The following is an 18,267-nucleotide window of genomic DNA, read 5'->3' as shown; positions in this document are numbered from 1 at the left end:
CAAGGGGCTGTTAAAGTTATCATGTTGTACCATCAAATTTAAAAGCTGTCAGTAACGTATACGGTGACTATGAAAAATAACCAACTTAAAATTCCCTTTTCAGCCACTTATCGCCAACGTGTTGTGCGCTTGAGCTTGGCTGCAGCCTGTTTTGTGCTGTTAAGTTGGGTTGCCATGAATAGTAGCTTTCAAAGCCACCAATTACTTTATGATAGCGCTGACAGCACAGCGATAAGCTTAACCAAGTTTATGGCACTAAATGCAAAAACCCCACTGCAAGAAAAAAACAAACCCGAGTTAAATGCGTTATGTAATCATATTGCTGAAGATGAGTATGTGTTAGCGGCAACGATTTACGATCAACAAGGTATCCAAATTGCTGCCAGCGATAATTGGCAAAGTCACCACACCTTTGGTTTATTACCCGATTCAACGCCGGGTATTAGCAAACTCAAAACCCCATTTGTAGAACCAGTGATAAGTGATGATGAAAGACCAATTGGTTTTGTGTCAATTACCTATTTAACGCAGGCTTCTATTGCAACTAGCCACAGTAGTTTTCATGATTTGGGCCGCCAAGTATTATTAATGTTAGTGATCACCTGTATTTTTACTTGGCAGTTAGGCCGTGGGTTAAAACACTGGCAAATCAACCGTTACATCAAAAAAAGCGCTGAGCAAGAATCATAAAGTTCAGCAGCCAGTTGCAGCTTTGCATCCCCTGTCGCGCCTTTAAGCTCACATAAATAAGTGAATACATCACGCACCTTTAGCGGCGTATTAACTTGGCCTTGAAAGCCAGCTAACGGCATTGATGGCGAGTCGGTTTCAAGCACTAAATGCTGTGGCTCAATTGCGCTTATGACTTTACGAGTTTTCTCAGCGCGCGGGTAACTTATTACACCTCCGACACCAAGCTTAAACCCTTGTTTAATATAACTCTGAGCTTGTTGTTCTGAGCCTGAGAAAGCATGAATCACACCACCAAACTTTGGTTTACAGCGTTTAAATGAGCGAGCAATTAAATCATGGCTTTGTCTGTGATGCACAATCAGTGGTAGAGCGAGTTGATTGGCAAGCTCTATTTGCCCTTCAAAAAGCTGTGTTTGCTTATCGAGGTTGTCGATACTGCGATCAAGTCCGCACTCGCCGATGGCAATAAACTGCCCTGAATGGGTTTTTGCTAACTGCTCCAGTTCAGCGAGATGATGAGTTCGGTGATCAGATAAAAAATAAGGATGTAAGCCTAAAGCAATTGAAATACTTGGCTCTGATTTAGCAAAAGAGAATAGTTTTGTAGATTGTGCCAAGCTCACACCCGGCACAATAAAATGCTCGATCCCTACTTGCTTGCATGCTGTGATGAGCTCTGTGCGAGTTTCATCAAATTCGCTAAAATCAAGGTGACAGTGGGAATCGATAAAACGCATTTACGGATTTAAGCGACCAAACTGCCAACTTCCATCGGCTTGGCGTTGATACATAAAGCGGTCGTGTAAGCGGTGTGCACCACCTTGCCAAAATTCGATTTTAGTTGGCTCAACACAATAGCCTCCCCAAAAATCAGGTAGTGGAATTTCACCCTCTGAAAACTTTTGCTTCATTTTCGCAAATGTTTCCATTAATACCTTACGTGATGACACTGGACGACTCTGCTGAGATGCCCATGCAGCTAACTGACTTTCTTTTGGACGCGATAAAAAGTACTTAGCCACAGCGGTTGTTGGTAAAGGTTTAGCTTCACCATAAACAATGACTTGTCGCTCCATATGATGCCATGGGAAATGCAGAGAAATTTTGTTATTACCTTTGAGCTCCTGCGCTTTGCGCGACCCGGTATTGGTAAAAAACACAAAACCATTTTCATCAAGATGCTTTAACAGCACAATACGCCGCGACGGCTGACCATGCTCATCAACCGTTGCAACGACCATCGCCGTAGGATCAGGCAGATTAGTGGCAACAGCTTGCTCAAGCCATTTTTCAAACTGCTTGATTGGAGATGCATCAAGCATGTCTTCAGATAAACCATCCTGTATATATTCACGGCGAATATCTTCAAGTTTCATAAAATTCCCTCTATCGCTACTATCAGCTATCAGCTATCAGCTATCAGCTATCAGCTATCAGCTATCAGCTATCAGCTATCAGCTAAAGATTAATCAAGGTTGTTGAGCTGTCAATTTGTTGGGTTTCGCTACGCTCTACCCAACCTACGAAGCTATGAGTTCTTAAACTTTCTGCAAGTGTAGGAGTGCTTTCAAAGCGAACTACACGAAGCAGAATTCACCTAAGTACTTTAGCCTAAGACAAGGCGGAAAACCGACTTATCCCTATGAGTTCTTAAACTTTCTGCAAGTGTAGGAGTGCTAGCAAGGCAATGAGTTTATTTATGCCAAGGAGCATACGTGTTTTGTATGTGACTTAGGCTAAATAAACTCATTAACGCAGCTAAAGCGAACTACACGAAGCAGATTACATTTGCTCCATTACTTCGATACCTAGCAGGTCCAATCCTGATTTCAGTGTCTTCGCAACCAAATTACACAGTACTAAACGGCTGTCACGAACACTTGGCTCTACGCCTTCTTTTAGAACTGGGCATGCTTCGTAGAACGTCATGTATAGGCTTGCTAGTTCGTATAGGTATCCACATAATACGTGCGGTGTCGCTTCGCTGATCATTAGATCGAGTACTTCTTCTAACTGAAGAAGTTTAAGTGCCAGCGCTTTTTCTTGTGGCTCGTTGATTGCAACGTCAGCTGTTAATGACGCTGCATCGATACCTGATTTACGGAAAATACTGCGAACACGTGTGTATGCATATTGTAAGTAAGGCGCTGTCGCACCTTCAAAGCTCAGCATTGTGTCCCAGTTGAAGATATAGTCGCTAGTACGGTGCTTAGAAAGATCCGCATATTTCACTGCGCCAATACCTACTTTACGGGCAATTTCGCTACGCTCTTCGTCGCTTAAATCTGACTCACGCTCAGCAAGTTTAGCTGCTGCACGAGTGATCGACTCTTCAAGTAAATCAGCAAGTTTAACCGTACCGCCAGTACGTGTTTTGAATGGCTTACCATCGTCACCCATCATGGTGCCGAATGGGCAGAATTCATAACTTGTTTCATCACGTAATAAACCTGCTTTACGTGCTGTTAGCTCAACTTGATTGAAGTGTAAGCTTTGACGTGCATCTACAAAGATTAAGATACGATCAGCACCCAGTTTATTTGAACGGTAATCACAGGCTGCTAAGTCAGTTGTCGCGTATAAGAAACCACCACCTGATTTCTGTACGATAAACACTGAAGGCTCACCGTCTTTGTTAGCAAGCTCATCTAAGAACACCACTTGTGCACCATTAGATTCAACAGCAATGTTTTTGTCTTTTAATAGTGCGATGATGTTTGCAAGTTCACTGTTGTATGCACTTTCAGCCATGATGTCATCTGCTGTAAGTGTTACGTTTAGACGCTTGTAAACTTCTTCAGAGTGCTTTACAGAAGTCGCGATGAATAACTTCCAAAGCTTTTCACAGTGTGCATCGCCGCCTTGTAATTTAACAACGTAATTACGGGCTTTGTCGGCAAAGCCTTCTTCATCATCAAAGCGTTTTTTCGCATCACGATAGAAAGTTTCAAGGTCAGCAAGCGCCACTTTGTCTAAATCAACACCTTGATTGATTTGATCTTCTAAGTGCGCGATTAACATACCAAACTGAGTACCCCAGTCACCCATGTGGTTTTGACGAACAACTTCATCACCACGGAACTCAAGAGCACGTACAACTGCATCACCAATGATGGTTGAACGTAAGTGGCCTACGTGCATTTCTTTAGCAAGGTTAGGTGATGAATAATCAACAACCACTTTTTGCGCTGTTGCATGAGGCGCAACTGCTAGCTTTTCGTCTTCGTTTGCTGCTTTTAAGCTAGCTGATAAAAACTCAGGCTTTAGGTGAATATTGATAAAACCCGGGCCCGCGATTTCAGTTTTTTCTGCGATATCAGCAAGGTCTAGGTTATCGATAATTTTTTGTGCAAGTTCACGCGGGTTTGATTTTAATTTTTTAGCCGCGCCCATTGCGCCATTGATTTGGTAATCACCAAACTGTGGACGTGTGCTTTGTGTTACCGCTGGGTTAGTGTCTTCAGGTAACCCTGCTGCAACCATAGCAGCAATTGCTTTGTCGATTAAAAGAGTACGAATATTCATTGTAATTTTTACCTTTCTGGCCCGCTGTACGGGCACTTAAATTTGAAGCAGACTTAGCGTATTAGTTTTCGCGTGTATGGTTAAACTTGATATCTGGATAGCGTTCCATCGACAAGTTTAGGTTTACACGGCTTGGCGCGATATAAGTAAGGTTATCGCCACCATCAAGCGCTAAGTTGCTTTCGCACTTACGCTTAAACTCTTCAAGCTTTTTGGTATCGTCTGAGCTTACCCAACGTGCAGTGTTAACACTCACACCTTCGTAAATCGCATCTACGTTGTATTCTGCTTTTAAACGCGCAACAACCACATCAAACTGTAGTACACCGACCGCACCAACGATAAGGTCGTTATTGATAAGCGGTCTAAATACTTGCACAGCACCTTCTTCAGATAGCTGAACTAAGCCTTTTAACAATTGCTTTTGTTTTAATGGATCTTTTAAGCGAATACGGCGGAATAATTCTGGTGCGAAGTTAGGAATACCACCAAACTTCATTTTTTCGCCTTGTGTGAAGGTATCACCAATTTGAATTGTACCGTGGTTGTGTAAACCAATGATGTCACCCGCGTACGCATCATGCGCTCGCTCACGATCACCAGCCATAAAGGTTACCGCATCAGAAATACTGACTTGCTTACCAATACGCACATGGCTCATTTTCATACCTTGGCTATATTTGCCAGATACAATACGCATAAAGGCAATACGGTCACGGTGTTTAGGGTCCATGTTCGCTTGGATTTTAAATACGAAGCCAGAGAAGTTCTCTTCTGTTGCTGCTACTTGGCGGTCTTCTGTTTCGCGAGGTAATGGTGCAGGTGCCCACTCAGTTAAACCATCAAGTACATGGTCAACACCAAAGTTACCTAATGCCGTACCAAAATACACCGGTGATAGCTCGCCCGCTAAAAACAGATCTAAGTCAAATTCGTGTGATGCACCGACAACTAGCTCAAGTTCTTCACGCAGCTGCTCTGCAAGTTCGCTACCAATCGCCGTATCAAGCTCAGGATTATCTAAGCCTTTAATAACACGCACTTCTTGGATTGTGTGGCCTTGACCTGTGCTATACAAAATCGTTTCTTCACGGTGAATGTGATACACACCTTTAAACTCTTTACCACACCCAATCGGCCAAGTGATTGGCGCACAGGCGATGTTAAGCTCAGTCTCAACTTCGTCTAATAACTCCATTGGATCACGAATATCACGGTCACACTTATTCATGAAAGTTACAATAGGCGTAGTACGTAAGCGTGTTACTTCCATTAATTTACGAGTACGATCCTCAACACCTTTCGCCGCGTCGATAACCATTAGACACGAGTCAACCGCCGTTAATGTACGGTAAGTATCTTCAGAGAAGTCTTCGTGTCCAGGAGTATCAAGTAAGTTAACCAGACGCTCATTGTAAGGAAATTGCATAACAGACGTAGTTACCGAGATACCACGTTCTTTTTCCATTTCCATCCAGTCTGATTTTGCGTGCTGGTTTGAGCCACGACCCTTTACGGTACCCGCTTTTTGAATCGCTTGTCCGAATAACAGAACTTTTTCTGTAATGGTGGTTTTACCCGCATCCGGGTGCGAGATGATCGCAAAGGTGCGTCGTTTATTTATTTCGGTAGTTAAATTAGACATGTAAGCTGCTTTTAGTCATAACAAAGCGCACTTAACTGCCTTATAAATTATAAAGCTCGGTGCGCACTGTAAAAATAAAATAGAATTGCCGAGTATTATACCTTGTTTGTCTTAGCCAAAAAAGCAGCGATTGTAAGTAATTATTCACCTTTGCTTTGCTATTTTCGTTGTTCACTTTTTTGCTAAGCTTGTGTAATCAAGTTGTAACGCATACTATTGATAAATTGCACGGAGGGATATCAATTTTAGGTCATGAAAACCAGTAAGCTCAGTATTCGATTATTATGGTATATCACACCATTAGTGATCTTACCTTTGTTGTTTTTAGGTGGCTTTACGTTAACCAATGTGACCAATTCAACAAAAAAACAAGCTGAGCTAATTGTCAGTCGCTTTGTTGAGCAGCAACAGCAAAAAATCTTCAATTACATTGACTCATTTCATTCGATTACTCGGTTACTTTCGACCTCTCCGGTATTGGCAGACTTTTTAGCCCGCGAACCCGAATCAAAAAATCAATATATTGAGCGCCTTGGCGAGTTGATGAATGTATTCGCCAGCTATTCAGAAGCTTACCCTGATATTGTGAGCATCAACTATGTTGCCCCAGATGGTAAAAGCGATGCGTTTTATTCAAGTCAATTAACCCCAGCTCCCGACAGCTACCCGTTTTTTGATCAAGTGCTGCAGTCAAACTTGCGTCAACAGCAATTTATGATCCCCAAAGAAGATGGCTCAACTAGCCTGTACTTTGTGCACCCAATTTATAATATCGATTACTACTTAAAACAGCCGCAGCAGCTAGGGTTTATTGTTGTTCATGTTGAACCATCAATACTAAACGCCAGCATTTTAGAAGCGCCATTTAATAACACCTTAAATTTGTTTTTGACAACTAAGGGGCAGATTTTATTTAGCTCAGACTATGACTTACGTGGCAGCTATTTAAGTGAATATGAGCTTGAACAAATTAAGCGGTTGGCTGATTACGGTAAACTAGCCAGTATTGAACTATCGAGTATCGACAAAGAAGAGCGCATTATCTACGCGGTGCAAATGACCGATGGTGATTACTTTATCTCAACCACTCCCAAAGATTTGCTGTATCAATCAGGGAAAGCCATCAGCTTAATTACTGCGTTAATTGTAATTATCTCTGTGATTTCACTGCCTATTTTGATCTACATAGTGGTGCGCAACTTACTACTCACCCCAGTCGAATTATTAGGGGCTGCAAGCCATCGGGTGGGTGATGGTGATTTATCTGTGTACTTGCCAGCCCATACAAACGATGAAGTAGGCGTGCTTTTCAACGACTTTAACCACATGGTGAACCAAATTCGTCATTACCAAGACGAGCTTGAGGAATATAAGCATCACCTAGAAGAAAAAGTAGAAAGCCGTACCAAAGCGCTCGAAGCAATGAATAGCAAGCTAGAAGTGGCCATTGCCCAAGCTGAGCAAGCCAACCAACTGAAAAGCCGCTTTTTAGCGAATATGAGTCATGAAATTCGCACCCCACTAACCGCAATTATGGGCTTTACAGAGCAGCTCCTGCACAACAAAGATGCGGTGAATGATGAGCAGCATTTAAGTACTATTTTACGTAATTCTAAGCACTTACTTGAGCTTATTAATAACATTCTTGATTTATCAAAAATTGAGGCTGAAAAACTGGCTGTTGAACGCGGCCCATGCAATGTGGTGCAGCTTATCCATGATATTGATTCGATTATTCGCCCGCTGGCTAATGAGAAGCAACTGGCGTTTAATATTAACTACCAGCTGCCAGTACCCAAAACCATTAATAGCGATACCACACGTTTAAAACAAATTTTAATCAATATTGCCAGCAATGCGGTCAAGTTCACTGAGAAAGGCAGCATCTCAATCGATATTAGTTACAACAGCAATAAACAACATTTACAATTTGCGATTCAAGATACCGGTATTGGTATGTCAGAGCGTGAGGTTGAACGGGTGTTCAAACCGTTTGAACAAGCCGATGCGACGACCACACGCCGCTTCGGCGGTACAGGCCTTGGCTTATGTATATCGAAGAACTTAGCCCAGTTGCTAGGCGGTGATGTGCAACTTATTAGCGAACCTGGAAACGGCAGTTGTTTTACCGTACAAGTTGCTGCTCATTTAAATGCCGAGCAGTTACAAAATGAAGGCTTTATTCATAGCTATGAGCAGCTCTCACCAAGTAAAGACGTTCAGCTGTCATTCGCGGCGAATAGCTTTGATGCCAATATTCTGGTAGCCGAAGATAACCCAGATAACCAGTTACTGATCAAACTACTGTTACAAACTTGGGGGCTTGAGCCTGACATCGCGAAAAATGGGGCTGAAGCAGTAGAAATGGCATTGGTAAATGATTATCAGCTGATCATCATGGATATGCAGATGCCTGTCATGGGCGGCTTAGAAGCAACGCAAATGTTACGTCACGCAGCCTATGATGGCCCTATCATTGCGCTTACGGCCAATGTAATGAAAACCGATGTCGATACCTACATAGAGGCTGGCTGTGATGAAGCACTAGCCAAACCAATCGACAAAGATGCTCTAGAGCAAGTGCTTGTAAGCTACCTACACATTGAAAAAGACAGTCAAAACAAGTGGGAAAACTTACTAAAAAGTGAGAAGTTCCAACAAATTAACGACAACTACCGTTCAAAACTACCTGATTACTTATCTCAAGTCGTGCAGTTGTATCGTGCTAAAGAGTGGGAAGCACTCCGCTCATTGGCGCACAGCCTAAAAGGCAGTGCGGGGTGTTTTAGTTTTGAAGCAATTCATAAGACCGCAGGCCAACTTGAAAATGCATTACGCAGTAATCAAACAGAGCAAGTTGAACAATGTTACAACGCACTTATCGATGCCCTTGAAGAGGCATCTTAAAGGGAAAAGCTCATCCCCATTAAAATAGCGTCTTCGTTGCCTGTCGCGGTTGGGTAATAGTTCTTACGCACCGACATATGTGCAAAGCCAGCGCTTTCATACAGGCCAATAGCGGGTGCATTAGACTCACGCACTTCTAAGAAAAGATTTTCAGCTTGGTGCTGCTCGCCGTGCTCAATAAAGGCATTTAACAATTGCTTAGCAATGCCCTGTCCTTGGTGCTTTGGCGCAACACAAATATCCATTAAGGTGTAATCAGGGCCCGCTTGTTCACCGATATAAAATCCAAGCATGTCATCGCCTTGAAAAGCAGCCAGATTAAAGTAACGCCCAGCTAAACACGACAGCATGGTTTTCTCTGTCCATGGGTGACTATGGCAGGCGTTTTCAATAGCCATTAACTGGCTAATATAGCTTGCATCTACAGGTTTAAAGCTTATCAAGTTGCTCACCGATTAAAGACCAAAGTTGTTTTTTCTGTTCACTATTAAGCTTCTCGCTAGGTAAAGCTAAACAGCCTTGTTGCCAACTAATACTTGCTGCTTTGACGATTTGAGTGATCACTAACGGCGCAAACGCTTTTTCGAGATCTTGGTGAAACTGTAACGGTAGCGTGAGGGTTTCTTGTTGAGTGTTTGGCATCTGTTCGCCAGAAATATCAGGCGCAGTTCGATAGTGTTGATTTAACTCTAAAGATTGTACAGAGAATATCGCGACGTAACTTGGATTCATAACAACTCAATCATGATTAAGAGCAAGTAATATAGGAAGATTTGCGATTAAAGTAAAGAAGGAAGAAATGGCAGGGGCGGAGAGATTCGAACTCCCAACCGTCGGTTTTGGAGACCGCTGTTCTACCAATTGGAACTACGCCCCTGCAATGTCGTCGAATTATATAGAGCTTTTTTCAAAGGTAAAGTAAAAAAACACAGTTTTTAGTTTAACTGCTTCTTAAATAAACAAAACGGCGAATTAGCAAGCTAATTCGCCGTTTTTATACCAATTCAGGTCAGAATAACAAAATTATTCCCACTCGATTGTTGCCGGTGGCTTACCTGAAATATCGTAAACAACACGAGAGATACCATCGATTTCGTTGATGATACGGTTTGAAACCACACCTAAGAATTCATAAGGTAAGTGTGACCAACGTGCCGTCATAAAGTCGATTGTTTCTACACAACGTAGTGATACAACCCAGTCGTATTTACGTGCATCACCCATTACACCTACCGATTTAACGGGTAAGAATACAGTGAATGCTTGGCTTACTTTATGGTAAAGCTCAGCTTTGTGTAGCTCTTCGATGAAGATTGCATCTGCGCGACGTAGTAAATCACAGTACTCTTTCTTGATTTCACCAAGTACACGAACACCTAAACCAGGACCCGGGAATGGGTGACGGTATAGCATGTCGTAAGGTAAGCCAAGCTCAAGACCAATTTTACGTACTTCATCTTTAAATAGCTCACGTAATGGCTCTACAAGACCCATTTTCATGTCGTCTGGTAAACCACCAACGTTGTGGTGAGACTTGATTACGTGTGCTTTACCTGTTGCTGATGCAGCAGATTCGATTACGTCTGGGTAGATAGTACCTTGACCTAACCATTTAGCATTTTTCAGCTTTTTAGCTTGCTCATCGAATACTTTAATGAAGGTATGGCCAATCGCTTTACGCTTATCTTCTGGGTCTGATTTACCAGCTAAGTCTGCTAAGAATTGATCTTCAGCATCAACCTTAACAATGTTTAGGCCAAACTTGTTGCCAAACATGTCCATAACTTGCTGACCTTCGTTTAAACGAAGAAGACCGTTATCAACGAATACACACGTTAGCTTGTCGCCGATTGCACGGTGAATAAGCATAGCCACAACAGATGAATCAACACCACCTGATAAACCTAGGATAACTTCGTCATCACCCACTGTTTGCTTAATACGCTCAATAGCATCATCGATGATTCTAGCTGGTGTCCATAGCTTTTCACAGCCACAGATATCAATTGCAAAACGCTCAAGTAAACGTTGACCTTGATGAGTGTGAGTTACTTCTGGGTGGAACTGTACGCCGTAGAAACGCTTTTCTTCCCATGACATTGCCGCATGTGGACATGTTGATGTTTTAGCAGTTGTTTTGAAAGTCTCTGGTACTTCCATCACTTTATCGCCGTGGCTCATCCAAACGTCAAGTACGCCAGCACCGCCGTCAGTAATGTGGTCTTCGATAGCATCGAATAACGCACAGTTACCTACTTTCTCAACTTGCGCATAACCAAACTCTTTCTTATCAGAGCTGTGTACGCTACCACCCAGTTGCATTGCCATTGTTTGCATGCCGTAACAAATACCAAGTACTGGAACGCCTGCATTAAATACATACTCAGGAGCACGTGGGCTGTTTTCAAGTGTTGTAGACTCAGGGCCACCCGACAAAATAATACCTTGTGGATTAAATTCGCGGATTTGCTCTTCAGTTACATCCCATGCCCATAGCTCACAGTAAACACCAATCTCACGTATACGACGTGCGATTAACTGTGTGTATTGCGAACCAAAATCTAAAATGAGAATTCGTGAATCGTGAATGTCTTTGCTCATGGAGTATCTCGTTAGTCAGGAACTGCTCTCCCAAAGGGAGATGATAAATAAATTAGGGCTAGCAAAAGCTAGCCCATGTAATTTCAATACCTTAAGGTAATTAACCTAGGCGGTAGTTTGGCGCTTCTTTAGTGATCTGTACGTCGTGAACGTGTGACTCACCCATACCCGCTGAAGTAACGCGAACAAATTGAGGTTTTGTATTTAATTCTTCAATTGTTGCACAGCCTGTTAAGCCCATTGCACTGCGAAGACCGCCCACCTGTTGGTGAATGATTGTCGCGATAGGACCTTTATAAGCAACACGGCCTTCGATACCTTCAGGAACAAGCTTGTCTGCTTCGTTCGATTTTTGGAAGTAACGGTCTGATGAACCTTCTTTTTGGTTCATAGCGCCAAGGCTACCCATACCACGATAAGACTTATAGTAACGACCTTGGTATAGCTCAACTTCACCCGGTGCTTCTTCAGTACCCGCTAACATTGAACCCACCATTACACATGATGCACCGGCAACAAGTGCTTTTACGATGTCACCTGAGAAACGAATACCACCGTCAGCGATAACAGGAATATCGCGGCCTTTTAAGCCTTCAACTGCGTCAGAAATCGCTGTAATTTGTGGTACACCACAACCTGTTACGATACGAGTAGTACAGATAGAACCTGGGCCAATACCTACCTTAACAGCGTCAACACCCGCATCAGCAAGGGCAATCGCACCTTCAGCTGTTGCAACGTTACCTGCTACGATTTGTAGATCTGGGTATGCTTGACGTGTTTGAGCAACACGGTCGATTACACCTTGTGAGTGACCATGTGATGTATCGATAAGTAATACGTCAACACCTGCTTCAACAAGAGCTGCGATACGCTCGTCAGTACCAGGACCAACACCAACAGCGGCACCTACACGAAGACGACCTTGCTCATCTTTACATGCGTGTGGCTTGTCTTGTGCTTTTTGATAATCTTTTACAGTGATCATGCCTTTTAGCTTAAATGCATCATCAACAACAAGAATTTTTTCGATACGGTGCTCGTGCATTAGACCTAAGATCTCATCACGGTCTGCACCTTCTTTAACAGTTACCAACGAATCTTTTTTCGTCATCACTGTAGAAACAGGCTGCTCAAGTTTCGTTTCAAAACGCATATCACGGCTTGTAACAATACCTACAAGGTTATTGTCAGCGTCGGTTACAGGGAAACCTGAAAAACCTTTTTCTTCTGAAAGTGCGATAGCATCAGCAATTGTAAGATCCGCAGTCACAGTAACAGGGAAAGAAACAATGCCCGCTTCGTACGTTTTAACTTTACGTACGTTTTTAGCTTGCTCTTCAATTGTCATGTTTTTGTGGATGAAACCTAAACCGCCCTCTTGCGCTAGAGCAATCGCTAAGCGTGCTTCAGTTACAGTATCCATAGATGCTGAAACTAGCGGCAAGTTAAGATTGATACCACGCGTTAAGCGAGTTGAAATATTTGCCGTGTGTGGCAAAACAGTAGAATGACCTGGTACAAGTAGTACGTCGTCAAAGGTAAGAGCTTCTTTAGCGATTCTTAGCATAGTGCAACTTCTCACATGTGGATCTGAGTATAAGGAATTGCGGCCAAATTTTATCAGCGTTATGAGCACGAGTAAATAAAATTATTCATTTATTTGTGTTAAAGTACACAGAGAATTTTTTACTGGGGTTTTTAATGGCTTTTACGCACACAACACAGCCTGTTTATACGGTCTCGCGCCTAAATAAGGAAATTCGCCATGTTTTAGAACAAGGCTTTTCGTCGCTTATCTTAAATGGTGAAATTTCTAACTTTATAGCCCCAGCATCTGGACACTGGTACTTTACTTTAAAAGACGACCGAGCACAGGTAAAAGCAGCGATGTGGCGCGGCAATAATCGCGGCCAAACTTTTCGCCCGAGCAATGGTGCACAAGTAACCGTGCGTGCCCGCGTATCTTTATACGAACCTCGTGGTGATTATCAACTAATTGTTGAACACATGGCTCCTGCGGGTGAAGGTTTATTAAAACAAGAATTTGATGCGCTTAAAATGCGCTTAGCTGCCGAAGGCCTGTTTAGCTCAGCCCACAAAAAACCATTACCAACCAATATTAACCGTGTTGGGGTGATCACCTCAGCCACAGGAGCAGCTATTCGCGATATTCTGACAGTGCTTAAACGCCGCGCTCCGCAGCTTGAAGTTGTGATTTATCCAGCAATGGTGCAAGGCACAGATGCCCACAGCCAATTGATAGAAAAAATAAGCATCGCCAACCAGCGTAACGAAGTAGATGTGCTTATACTAGGCCGCGGTGGTGGTTCACTTGAAGATTTATGGTGTTTTAACCATGAGCAACTAGCCCGCGCTATTTTTGCCAGTCATTTACCCATCGTTAGCGCCGTTGGTCACGAGGTCGATACCACGATTAGTGATTATGTCGCCGATATTCGCGCCGCAACCCCGTCTGCAGCCGCAGAACTTGTTAGCCCAAATACCGAAGAGCTACATAACAAGGTTACGCAGTTAGTTAGGCACTTAAATCACGCCTTTAAACACGCTTTAGCAGTAAAGCGCAGTACCGCGACTCAATTTGAACACCGCTTACAGCTTTGCCATCCGCGTAATCAACTTAACCAACAAACGCAAAAACTAGACGAACTTAGTTTAGCCTTACACAGCGCAATGCGTGGCAAAATCCAGCGATATGAGCGAGTACTTGCCAACCTAACACCACGCTTAATGCAACGTTCACCCGAAAAGCAGTTAGCGAAAAGCGAGCATCAACTGGCGCAATTACATGCAAGACTTACACAAGCGATGCAGCAGCAACTTTCAAGTTCTCGAAACCAGCTTTCATTACAAGCGAGCCGTTTAGATTCTGTGAGCCCGCTTAGTGTGTTAGCGCGTGGTTATAGCATTACTAAAAACCAGCACGGTGGCGTGGTGAAATCAGTTAACGATGTAAGTTCTGGTGAGCTTATAACCACCGAACTCGCTGATGGTCAACTACAATCAAAAGTTGTTTGATATTACTGTGTGCTTGCGATGATTGTTAGACTATCGTCACTTGAGGTGGTGGAGGTAAATTTGAATTGTTTCCACCAGCTTTGCTCCATCATTTTATCGGTCAGGTTGCGCCAATAATGACTTGGCAAGTCATCACTCCCCTCAGGTTGCAATAGCTTAAACTGACACACCGAGCTTTTGCATGAAGAAACACTGAGCTGTGGTTGCACTGGCAAATCTGCCATGATTAAAAAATCACTCATGGCTGTTTCAACTTGGTAGGCCCACGCCTCATCCCGAGCTTGCTCTTCAAACAAGGTATAAAGCTCATCTAGATGTGAGTCGATTTGCTGTGGAGGTATTGCACTTGAACGGTAACTGGCAATCACCGCTTGTTGGTTTTCAACTTGCAACTTTAGCTCTGCAACTTGTTGCTCAAGCTCGCTTTTGCTAGGCGCTACCGCAACGTCTGAATTAACTTCAGAGACTTCTTTATTTATGACAGATGTAGCTTGCTGAGCTGGGACTTCCACAGCTTGCAGTTCAATAAATTCTTGCTGATAAGTTTGAGGCTGTTGTTGTGGAGTAGATTGAAAAAGTGACATAGCGACAGCGCCACATATAAATGACGCTGTAACAGCTAATCCGAAGAATAATTTAGACAATTCCATTGCTCTTTTATAGTGTAAAACTACAACATAGCACTGGTGTGAGAGGCATTACTAGCGGTAGTCGTACCATCGTCTAAAAAGTTTTGGTTCATGCTTTCTGCTGGACAGGGACAGCTCGGTTTGCCGACCACTTTAGCAGGTACCCCAACCACTGTCGTGTGCGCTGGAACCGCACTTAACACGACAGAGTTTGCACCAATACGCGCCCCCTCTCCTACTTCGATGTTACCCAGTACTTTTGCGCCTGCGCCAATCAAAACACCGGCGCGGATTTTAGGATGACGGTCACCTTGCTCGTTTCCTGTACCACCTAAGGTTACAGATTGAAGAATCGATACGTTATCTTCAATAACCGCTGTTTCACCAATTACAATCCCAGTTGCATGGTCAAACATAATACCATGACCAACTTTACAAGCAGGATGGATGTCAACGCCAAATACTTCTGAGGTTCTGCTTTGAATGAAGCGAGCAAGCTCTTTTCGGTTTTGCAGCCATAAGCAGTGTGCGAGTCGATGTGCTTGTATTGCATGGAAGCCTTTAAGATTCAAAATTACAGTTAAGTAACTATCGGCCGCAGGGTCACGATCTTTAACTGCTTTTATATCATGGGCTACATGCGTCAGCATTAGGTCACATTTAACAAAGGCTTGGTCGAATAATTCTCGAATAGTAAATGCCGATACCACTGCATCAGCAAGCTTATTTGCCACAATAAAGCTGAGTGCCGAACCTAAGCATTCATGATTCAACACGCACGAATAAACGTGACTTGCTAAAAGCGGTTCACGGGAAACGACTTCGTTTGCTTCATCTCGAAGCTTTTGCCAAATTTCATGACGCATAATATTGCCTTTCTGGTTGTACCTAACTGCTAAGCCTTAAGTTTAACGGATTTGTAGCAAGATGTACTAACCCGTTGTTTATTTGTTCTGGTTATATCTAATAACCATAGTAACAATACCTATTTTTACTCTTTTTGCTGTGCTTTTTTGCCAATCGCATATGACAGTAGCAAATTCTGATACCATGGGCATGATTTAATTAAAGTGCTTATTTTTCAATGACAAAACAGATATGACATCTTGCCTGTCATATGCCAAAATAGGAACTGGCATATCGCTGACGGCGTAAAAAACAAAAATAATCATTAAATTTACATCATCAACTAAACAAGGAAACGATGATGAAAAACGACGTACTAAACTCACTTAAGCTAGGCAATAAATTTTACTTTCAAGATGGTGATAACCAAATCGCCTGCTTTGGTCACATCATGAGCGGTAAAGAAAAAATATATGTAAACGACGAATTGGTTAGTGAAAAGCGCAGCTTCGGCTTTAAAAGCCATCATGACTTTAACTACCAAGGTAATGCTTACGCAGTCAAATTTGAGATGAAAAATATACTGACAGGCAAGGTTGAATGTTCGTTCTATAAAGCCGGTAAATTAGTAAAACAGAGCACACAAACCTCACTTACTGATAATCCAAAACAAGTGGCTTTGGTTACCTTAGGCTGTTTTCTTGGTGGCGCAATATCTGGTTATGCAGTTGTTACTTTTATTGAACCATTTCTTGGGAAGTAAGTAATGCAATTGAATCCCAATACAATAAAAGCTCTCAGGCTTAAATTCGATTGGACGCAGCAGCAACTGGCCGATGCTTGTGATGTAAGCCTACGTACTATTCAACGAGTTGAAAAAGAAGGTGCGGCATCAAAAGAAACCACCATGAGCCTATGTGCAGTGTTTGAAGTACGCCAAGGCGAGCTTATTAAGCTTGATGACGAAGCACCAGAACAAAGCACAACACATGCAGTGAGTAAGCAAAATCTCGCTGCAATCGTAGCGGTTTCTTCGTTTGTCAGTTTTGCCCTTGGTATGGCAACCGTATTTATTATTTTTTAGGAGTGAAAGATGACCAAAGAACAACGCGGCTACGCTACACTTATCGGCTTTGTAATAGCAACCATGCTATTTGCGCTAGGTGTTAAAATTGGCGCAATGCTTTAGTATTTCCAAGCATATAAATAAAATATAACTGTCAGAACTGAGCGTTGAGCTAGGTGCTGGCAGTTTTTACATATCAGCACCTACAAATATCTGTAGATATCTACTTTCAAATAGCCAAGCTATAAATAAAAGACAACACCTTATTAATTGTTATTTATGCAAACCACGGTGAAAACCCAGCATTTATTGCTAATCTTAAAGAAGTGGCAATGGCTAGGAACGAATGTGGTTGAATCAAAAGAGTTTCTAAAATCAATACTCGATACGATCTCAAAGCATATTGTTGTAATTGATGAAAAAGGTGATATTCAATTTGTGAATCGCAGTTGGCAAACCTTTGGCGATGAAAATAATTGCCAGTGTAATACCCAGTGGGAAGTTCAAAACTACCTCGCAATATGTAAATCAGCTGCACAGCAAGGTGATGAGTTTGGTGCACAAGCTTTATCTGGTATTAGTCAGGTTATAAACCAACAATTAACTGAGTATTACCTCGAATATCCATGTCATAGCAATACCGACAAGCGTTGGTTTTTAATGCGAGCAGTGCCCTTCGAGCATGCATCAAAACGCTTTATCGTCATCAGCCATATAAATATTACCGAACGTAAAATCGCCGAGCAGCAAGTACAAGAACTTGCCCGTATCGATGGTCTCACACAAATAGCTAATCGACGTCATTTTGATGATTTTTATAAGCAAGAGTGGAGTCGCTGTGCACGTTTAAAGCACCCCTTGTCGTTAGCCATGATTGACCTTGATAACTTTAAGTCTCTTAACGACAACTTTGGTCATTTGGTGGGTGATATCTGCTTAAAAGAAGTGGCAAAACTATTACCAGATTATACTCGCAGACCTGGTGACTTGTGCGCTAGATACGGCGGTGAAGAATTTGTACTGGTACTCGGTAATACCCAATGCCATCAAGCAAAAAGACTCATGACTCATTTCATGGCGGCGCTATATACACTTCAATTACCAGAGCTTGCCGGTCATCCTTTGACGGTTAGTATTGGTTTAGCAACTATTTACCCTAGTAGCAGTGATGATGCCATGTTACTCATTGAAATGGCTGATAGCGCGCTTTATCAAGCAAAAGAAGCAGGCCGAAATCAGCTTGTGATTGCTGATAACATCGAGCCATTAAACATAGAACAATGCCCCTAGTAAGGGGCATTGATTAGAGTCTATTA

16 protein-coding genes and 1 tRNA gene are annotated in these 18,267 nt (G+C 42.6%); 6 read left to right on the top strand and 11 right to left on the bottom strand.

The window, feature by feature from the left end:
• The first annotated feature begins 69 nt into the window (after positions 1-69).
• Complete coding sequence (locus tag P4S60_RS03380) at positions 70-690, top strand: AhpA/YtjB family protein (RefSeq protein ID WP_054560826.1); 621 nt, start codon at positions 70-72, stop codon at positions 688-690.
• On the opposite strand, the gene P4S60_RS03375 is transcribed toward P4S60_RS03380, so the two are convergent.
• The 4 genes from P4S60_RS03375 to prfC form a co-directional block, all read right to left on the bottom strand.
• Positions 657-1,430, bottom strand: a complete 774-nt coding sequence (locus P4S60_RS03375) for a TatD family hydrolase (protein WP_337115003.1) — start codon at positions 1,428-1,430, stop codon at positions 657-659. The genes P4S60_RS03380 and P4S60_RS03375 overlap by 34 nt on opposite strands.
• Positions 1,431-2,069, bottom strand: a complete 639-nt coding sequence (gene pdxH / locus P4S60_RS03370; RefSeq protein ID WP_337115002.1) for a pyridoxamine 5'-phosphate oxidase — start codon at positions 2,067-2,069, stop codon at positions 1,431-1,433.
• A gap of 406 nt (positions 2,070-2,475) precedes the next feature.
• Entirely contained in the window at positions 2,476-4,218 is a 1,743-nt protein-coding gene (argS, locus tag P4S60_RS03365; RefSeq protein WP_337115001.1) for an arginine--tRNA ligase, read from the bottom strand.
• Positions 4,219-4,279: 61 nt separating this feature from the next.
• Complete coding sequence (gene prfC / locus P4S60_RS03360) at positions 4,280-5,863, bottom strand: peptide chain release factor 3 (protein ID WP_337115000.1); 1,584 nt, start codon at positions 5,861-5,863, stop codon at positions 4,280-4,282.
• Between the two features lie 252 nt (positions 5,864-6,115).
• Between prfC and P4S60_RS03355 the strand changes: the two genes are divergently transcribed.
• Positions 6,116-8,770: a hybrid sensor histidine kinase/response regulator gene (locus P4S60_RS03355; RefSeq protein WP_337114999.1), complete on the top strand. Its 2,655-nt coding sequence runs from the start codon at positions 6,116-6,118 to the stop codon at positions 8,768-8,770.
• Here the strand turns inward: P4S60_RS03355 and rimI are convergent.
• The 5 genes from rimI to guaB form a co-directional block, all read right to left on the bottom strand.
• A complete protein-coding gene (gene rimI / locus P4S60_RS03350; RefSeq protein WP_337116817.1) occupies positions 8,767-9,213 on the bottom strand; it encodes a ribosomal protein S18-alanine N-acetyltransferase in 447 nt (148 codons plus the stop codon). The two genes, P4S60_RS03355 and rimI, sit on opposite strands and share 4 nt — an antisense overlap.
• Positions 9,200-9,502: a hypothetical protein gene (locus tag P4S60_RS03345; protein WP_337114998.1), complete on the bottom strand. Its 303-nt coding sequence runs from the start codon at positions 9,500-9,502 to the stop codon at positions 9,200-9,202. The genes rimI and P4S60_RS03345 overlap by 14 nt, the downstream gene beginning before the upstream one ends.
• A gap of 68 nt (positions 9,503-9,570) precedes the next feature.
• Positions 9,571-9,647, bottom strand: a tRNA-Trp gene (locus P4S60_RS03340).
• Positions 9,648-9,793: 146 nt separating this feature from the next.
• The gene (gene guaA / locus P4S60_RS03335; RefSeq protein ID WP_337114997.1) at positions 9,794-11,371 is read right to left on the bottom strand and encodes a glutamine-hydrolyzing GMP synthase; all 1,578 of its coding nucleotides are present in this window, start codon (positions 11,369-11,371) and stop codon (positions 9,794-9,796) included.
• Between the two features lie 100 nt (positions 11,372-11,471).
• A complete protein-coding gene (gene guaB / locus P4S60_RS03330; protein WP_105174811.1) occupies positions 11,472-12,941 on the bottom strand; it encodes an IMP dehydrogenase in 1,470 nt (489 codons plus the stop codon).
• A 134-nt stretch (positions 12,942-13,075) separates the two neighbouring features.
• On the opposite strand from guaB, the gene xseA reads away from it, so the two are divergent.
• On the top strand, positions 13,076-14,410 hold the full coding sequence (gene xseA, locus P4S60_RS03325; RefSeq protein WP_337114996.1) for an exodeoxyribonuclease VII large subunit: 1,335 nt from the start codon (positions 13,076-13,078) through the stop codon (positions 14,408-14,410).
• A gap of 2 nt (positions 14,411-14,412) precedes the next feature.
• Here the strand turns inward: xseA and P4S60_RS03320 are convergent, their stop codons facing one another.
• Positions 14,413-15,060 (bottom strand): hypothetical protein, encoded by a 648-nt coding sequence (locus P4S60_RS03320; RefSeq protein WP_337114995.1) that lies wholly within the window; start codon positions 15,058-15,060, stop codon positions 14,413-14,415.
• A 20-nt stretch (positions 15,061-15,080) separates the two neighbouring features.
• On the bottom strand, positions 15,081-15,905 hold the full coding sequence (gene cysE / locus P4S60_RS03315) for a serine O-acetyltransferase (RefSeq protein WP_063703348.1): 825 nt from the start codon (positions 15,903-15,905) through the stop codon (positions 15,081-15,083).
• A gap of 341 nt (positions 15,906-16,246) precedes the next feature.
• Between cysE and P4S60_RS03310 the strand changes: the two genes are divergently transcribed.
• The 3 genes from P4S60_RS03310 to P4S60_RS03300 all read left to right on the top strand — a co-directional run bounded on the left by P4S60_RS03310 (position 16,247) and on the right by P4S60_RS03300 (position 18,241).
• On the top strand, positions 16,247-16,648 hold the full coding sequence (locus P4S60_RS03310) for a hypothetical protein (protein ID WP_337114994.1): 402 nt from the start codon (positions 16,247-16,249) through the stop codon (positions 16,646-16,648).
• Between the two features lie 3 nt (positions 16,649-16,651).
• Positions 16,652-16,969, top strand: a complete 318-nt coding sequence (locus P4S60_RS03305) for a helix-turn-helix transcriptional regulator (protein WP_337114993.1) — start codon at positions 16,652-16,654, stop codon at positions 16,967-16,969.
• A 261-nt stretch (positions 16,970-17,230) separates the two neighbouring features.
• Positions 17,231-18,241 (top strand): sensor domain-containing diguanylate cyclase, encoded by a 1,011-nt coding sequence (locus tag P4S60_RS03300; RefSeq protein ID WP_337114992.1) that lies wholly within the window; start codon positions 17,231-17,233, stop codon positions 18,239-18,241.
• Positions 18,242-18,267: the final 26 nt, after the last annotated feature.

Source organism: Pseudoalteromonas sp. Hal040, from assembly GCF_037162425.1.
GTDB classification, from domain to species: Bacteria; Pseudomonadota; Gammaproteobacteria; order Enterobacterales; family Alteromonadaceae; genus Pseudoalteromonas; species Pseudoalteromonas gelatinilytica.
This window is presented reverse-complemented; position numbering and strand designations above follow the sequence as displayed.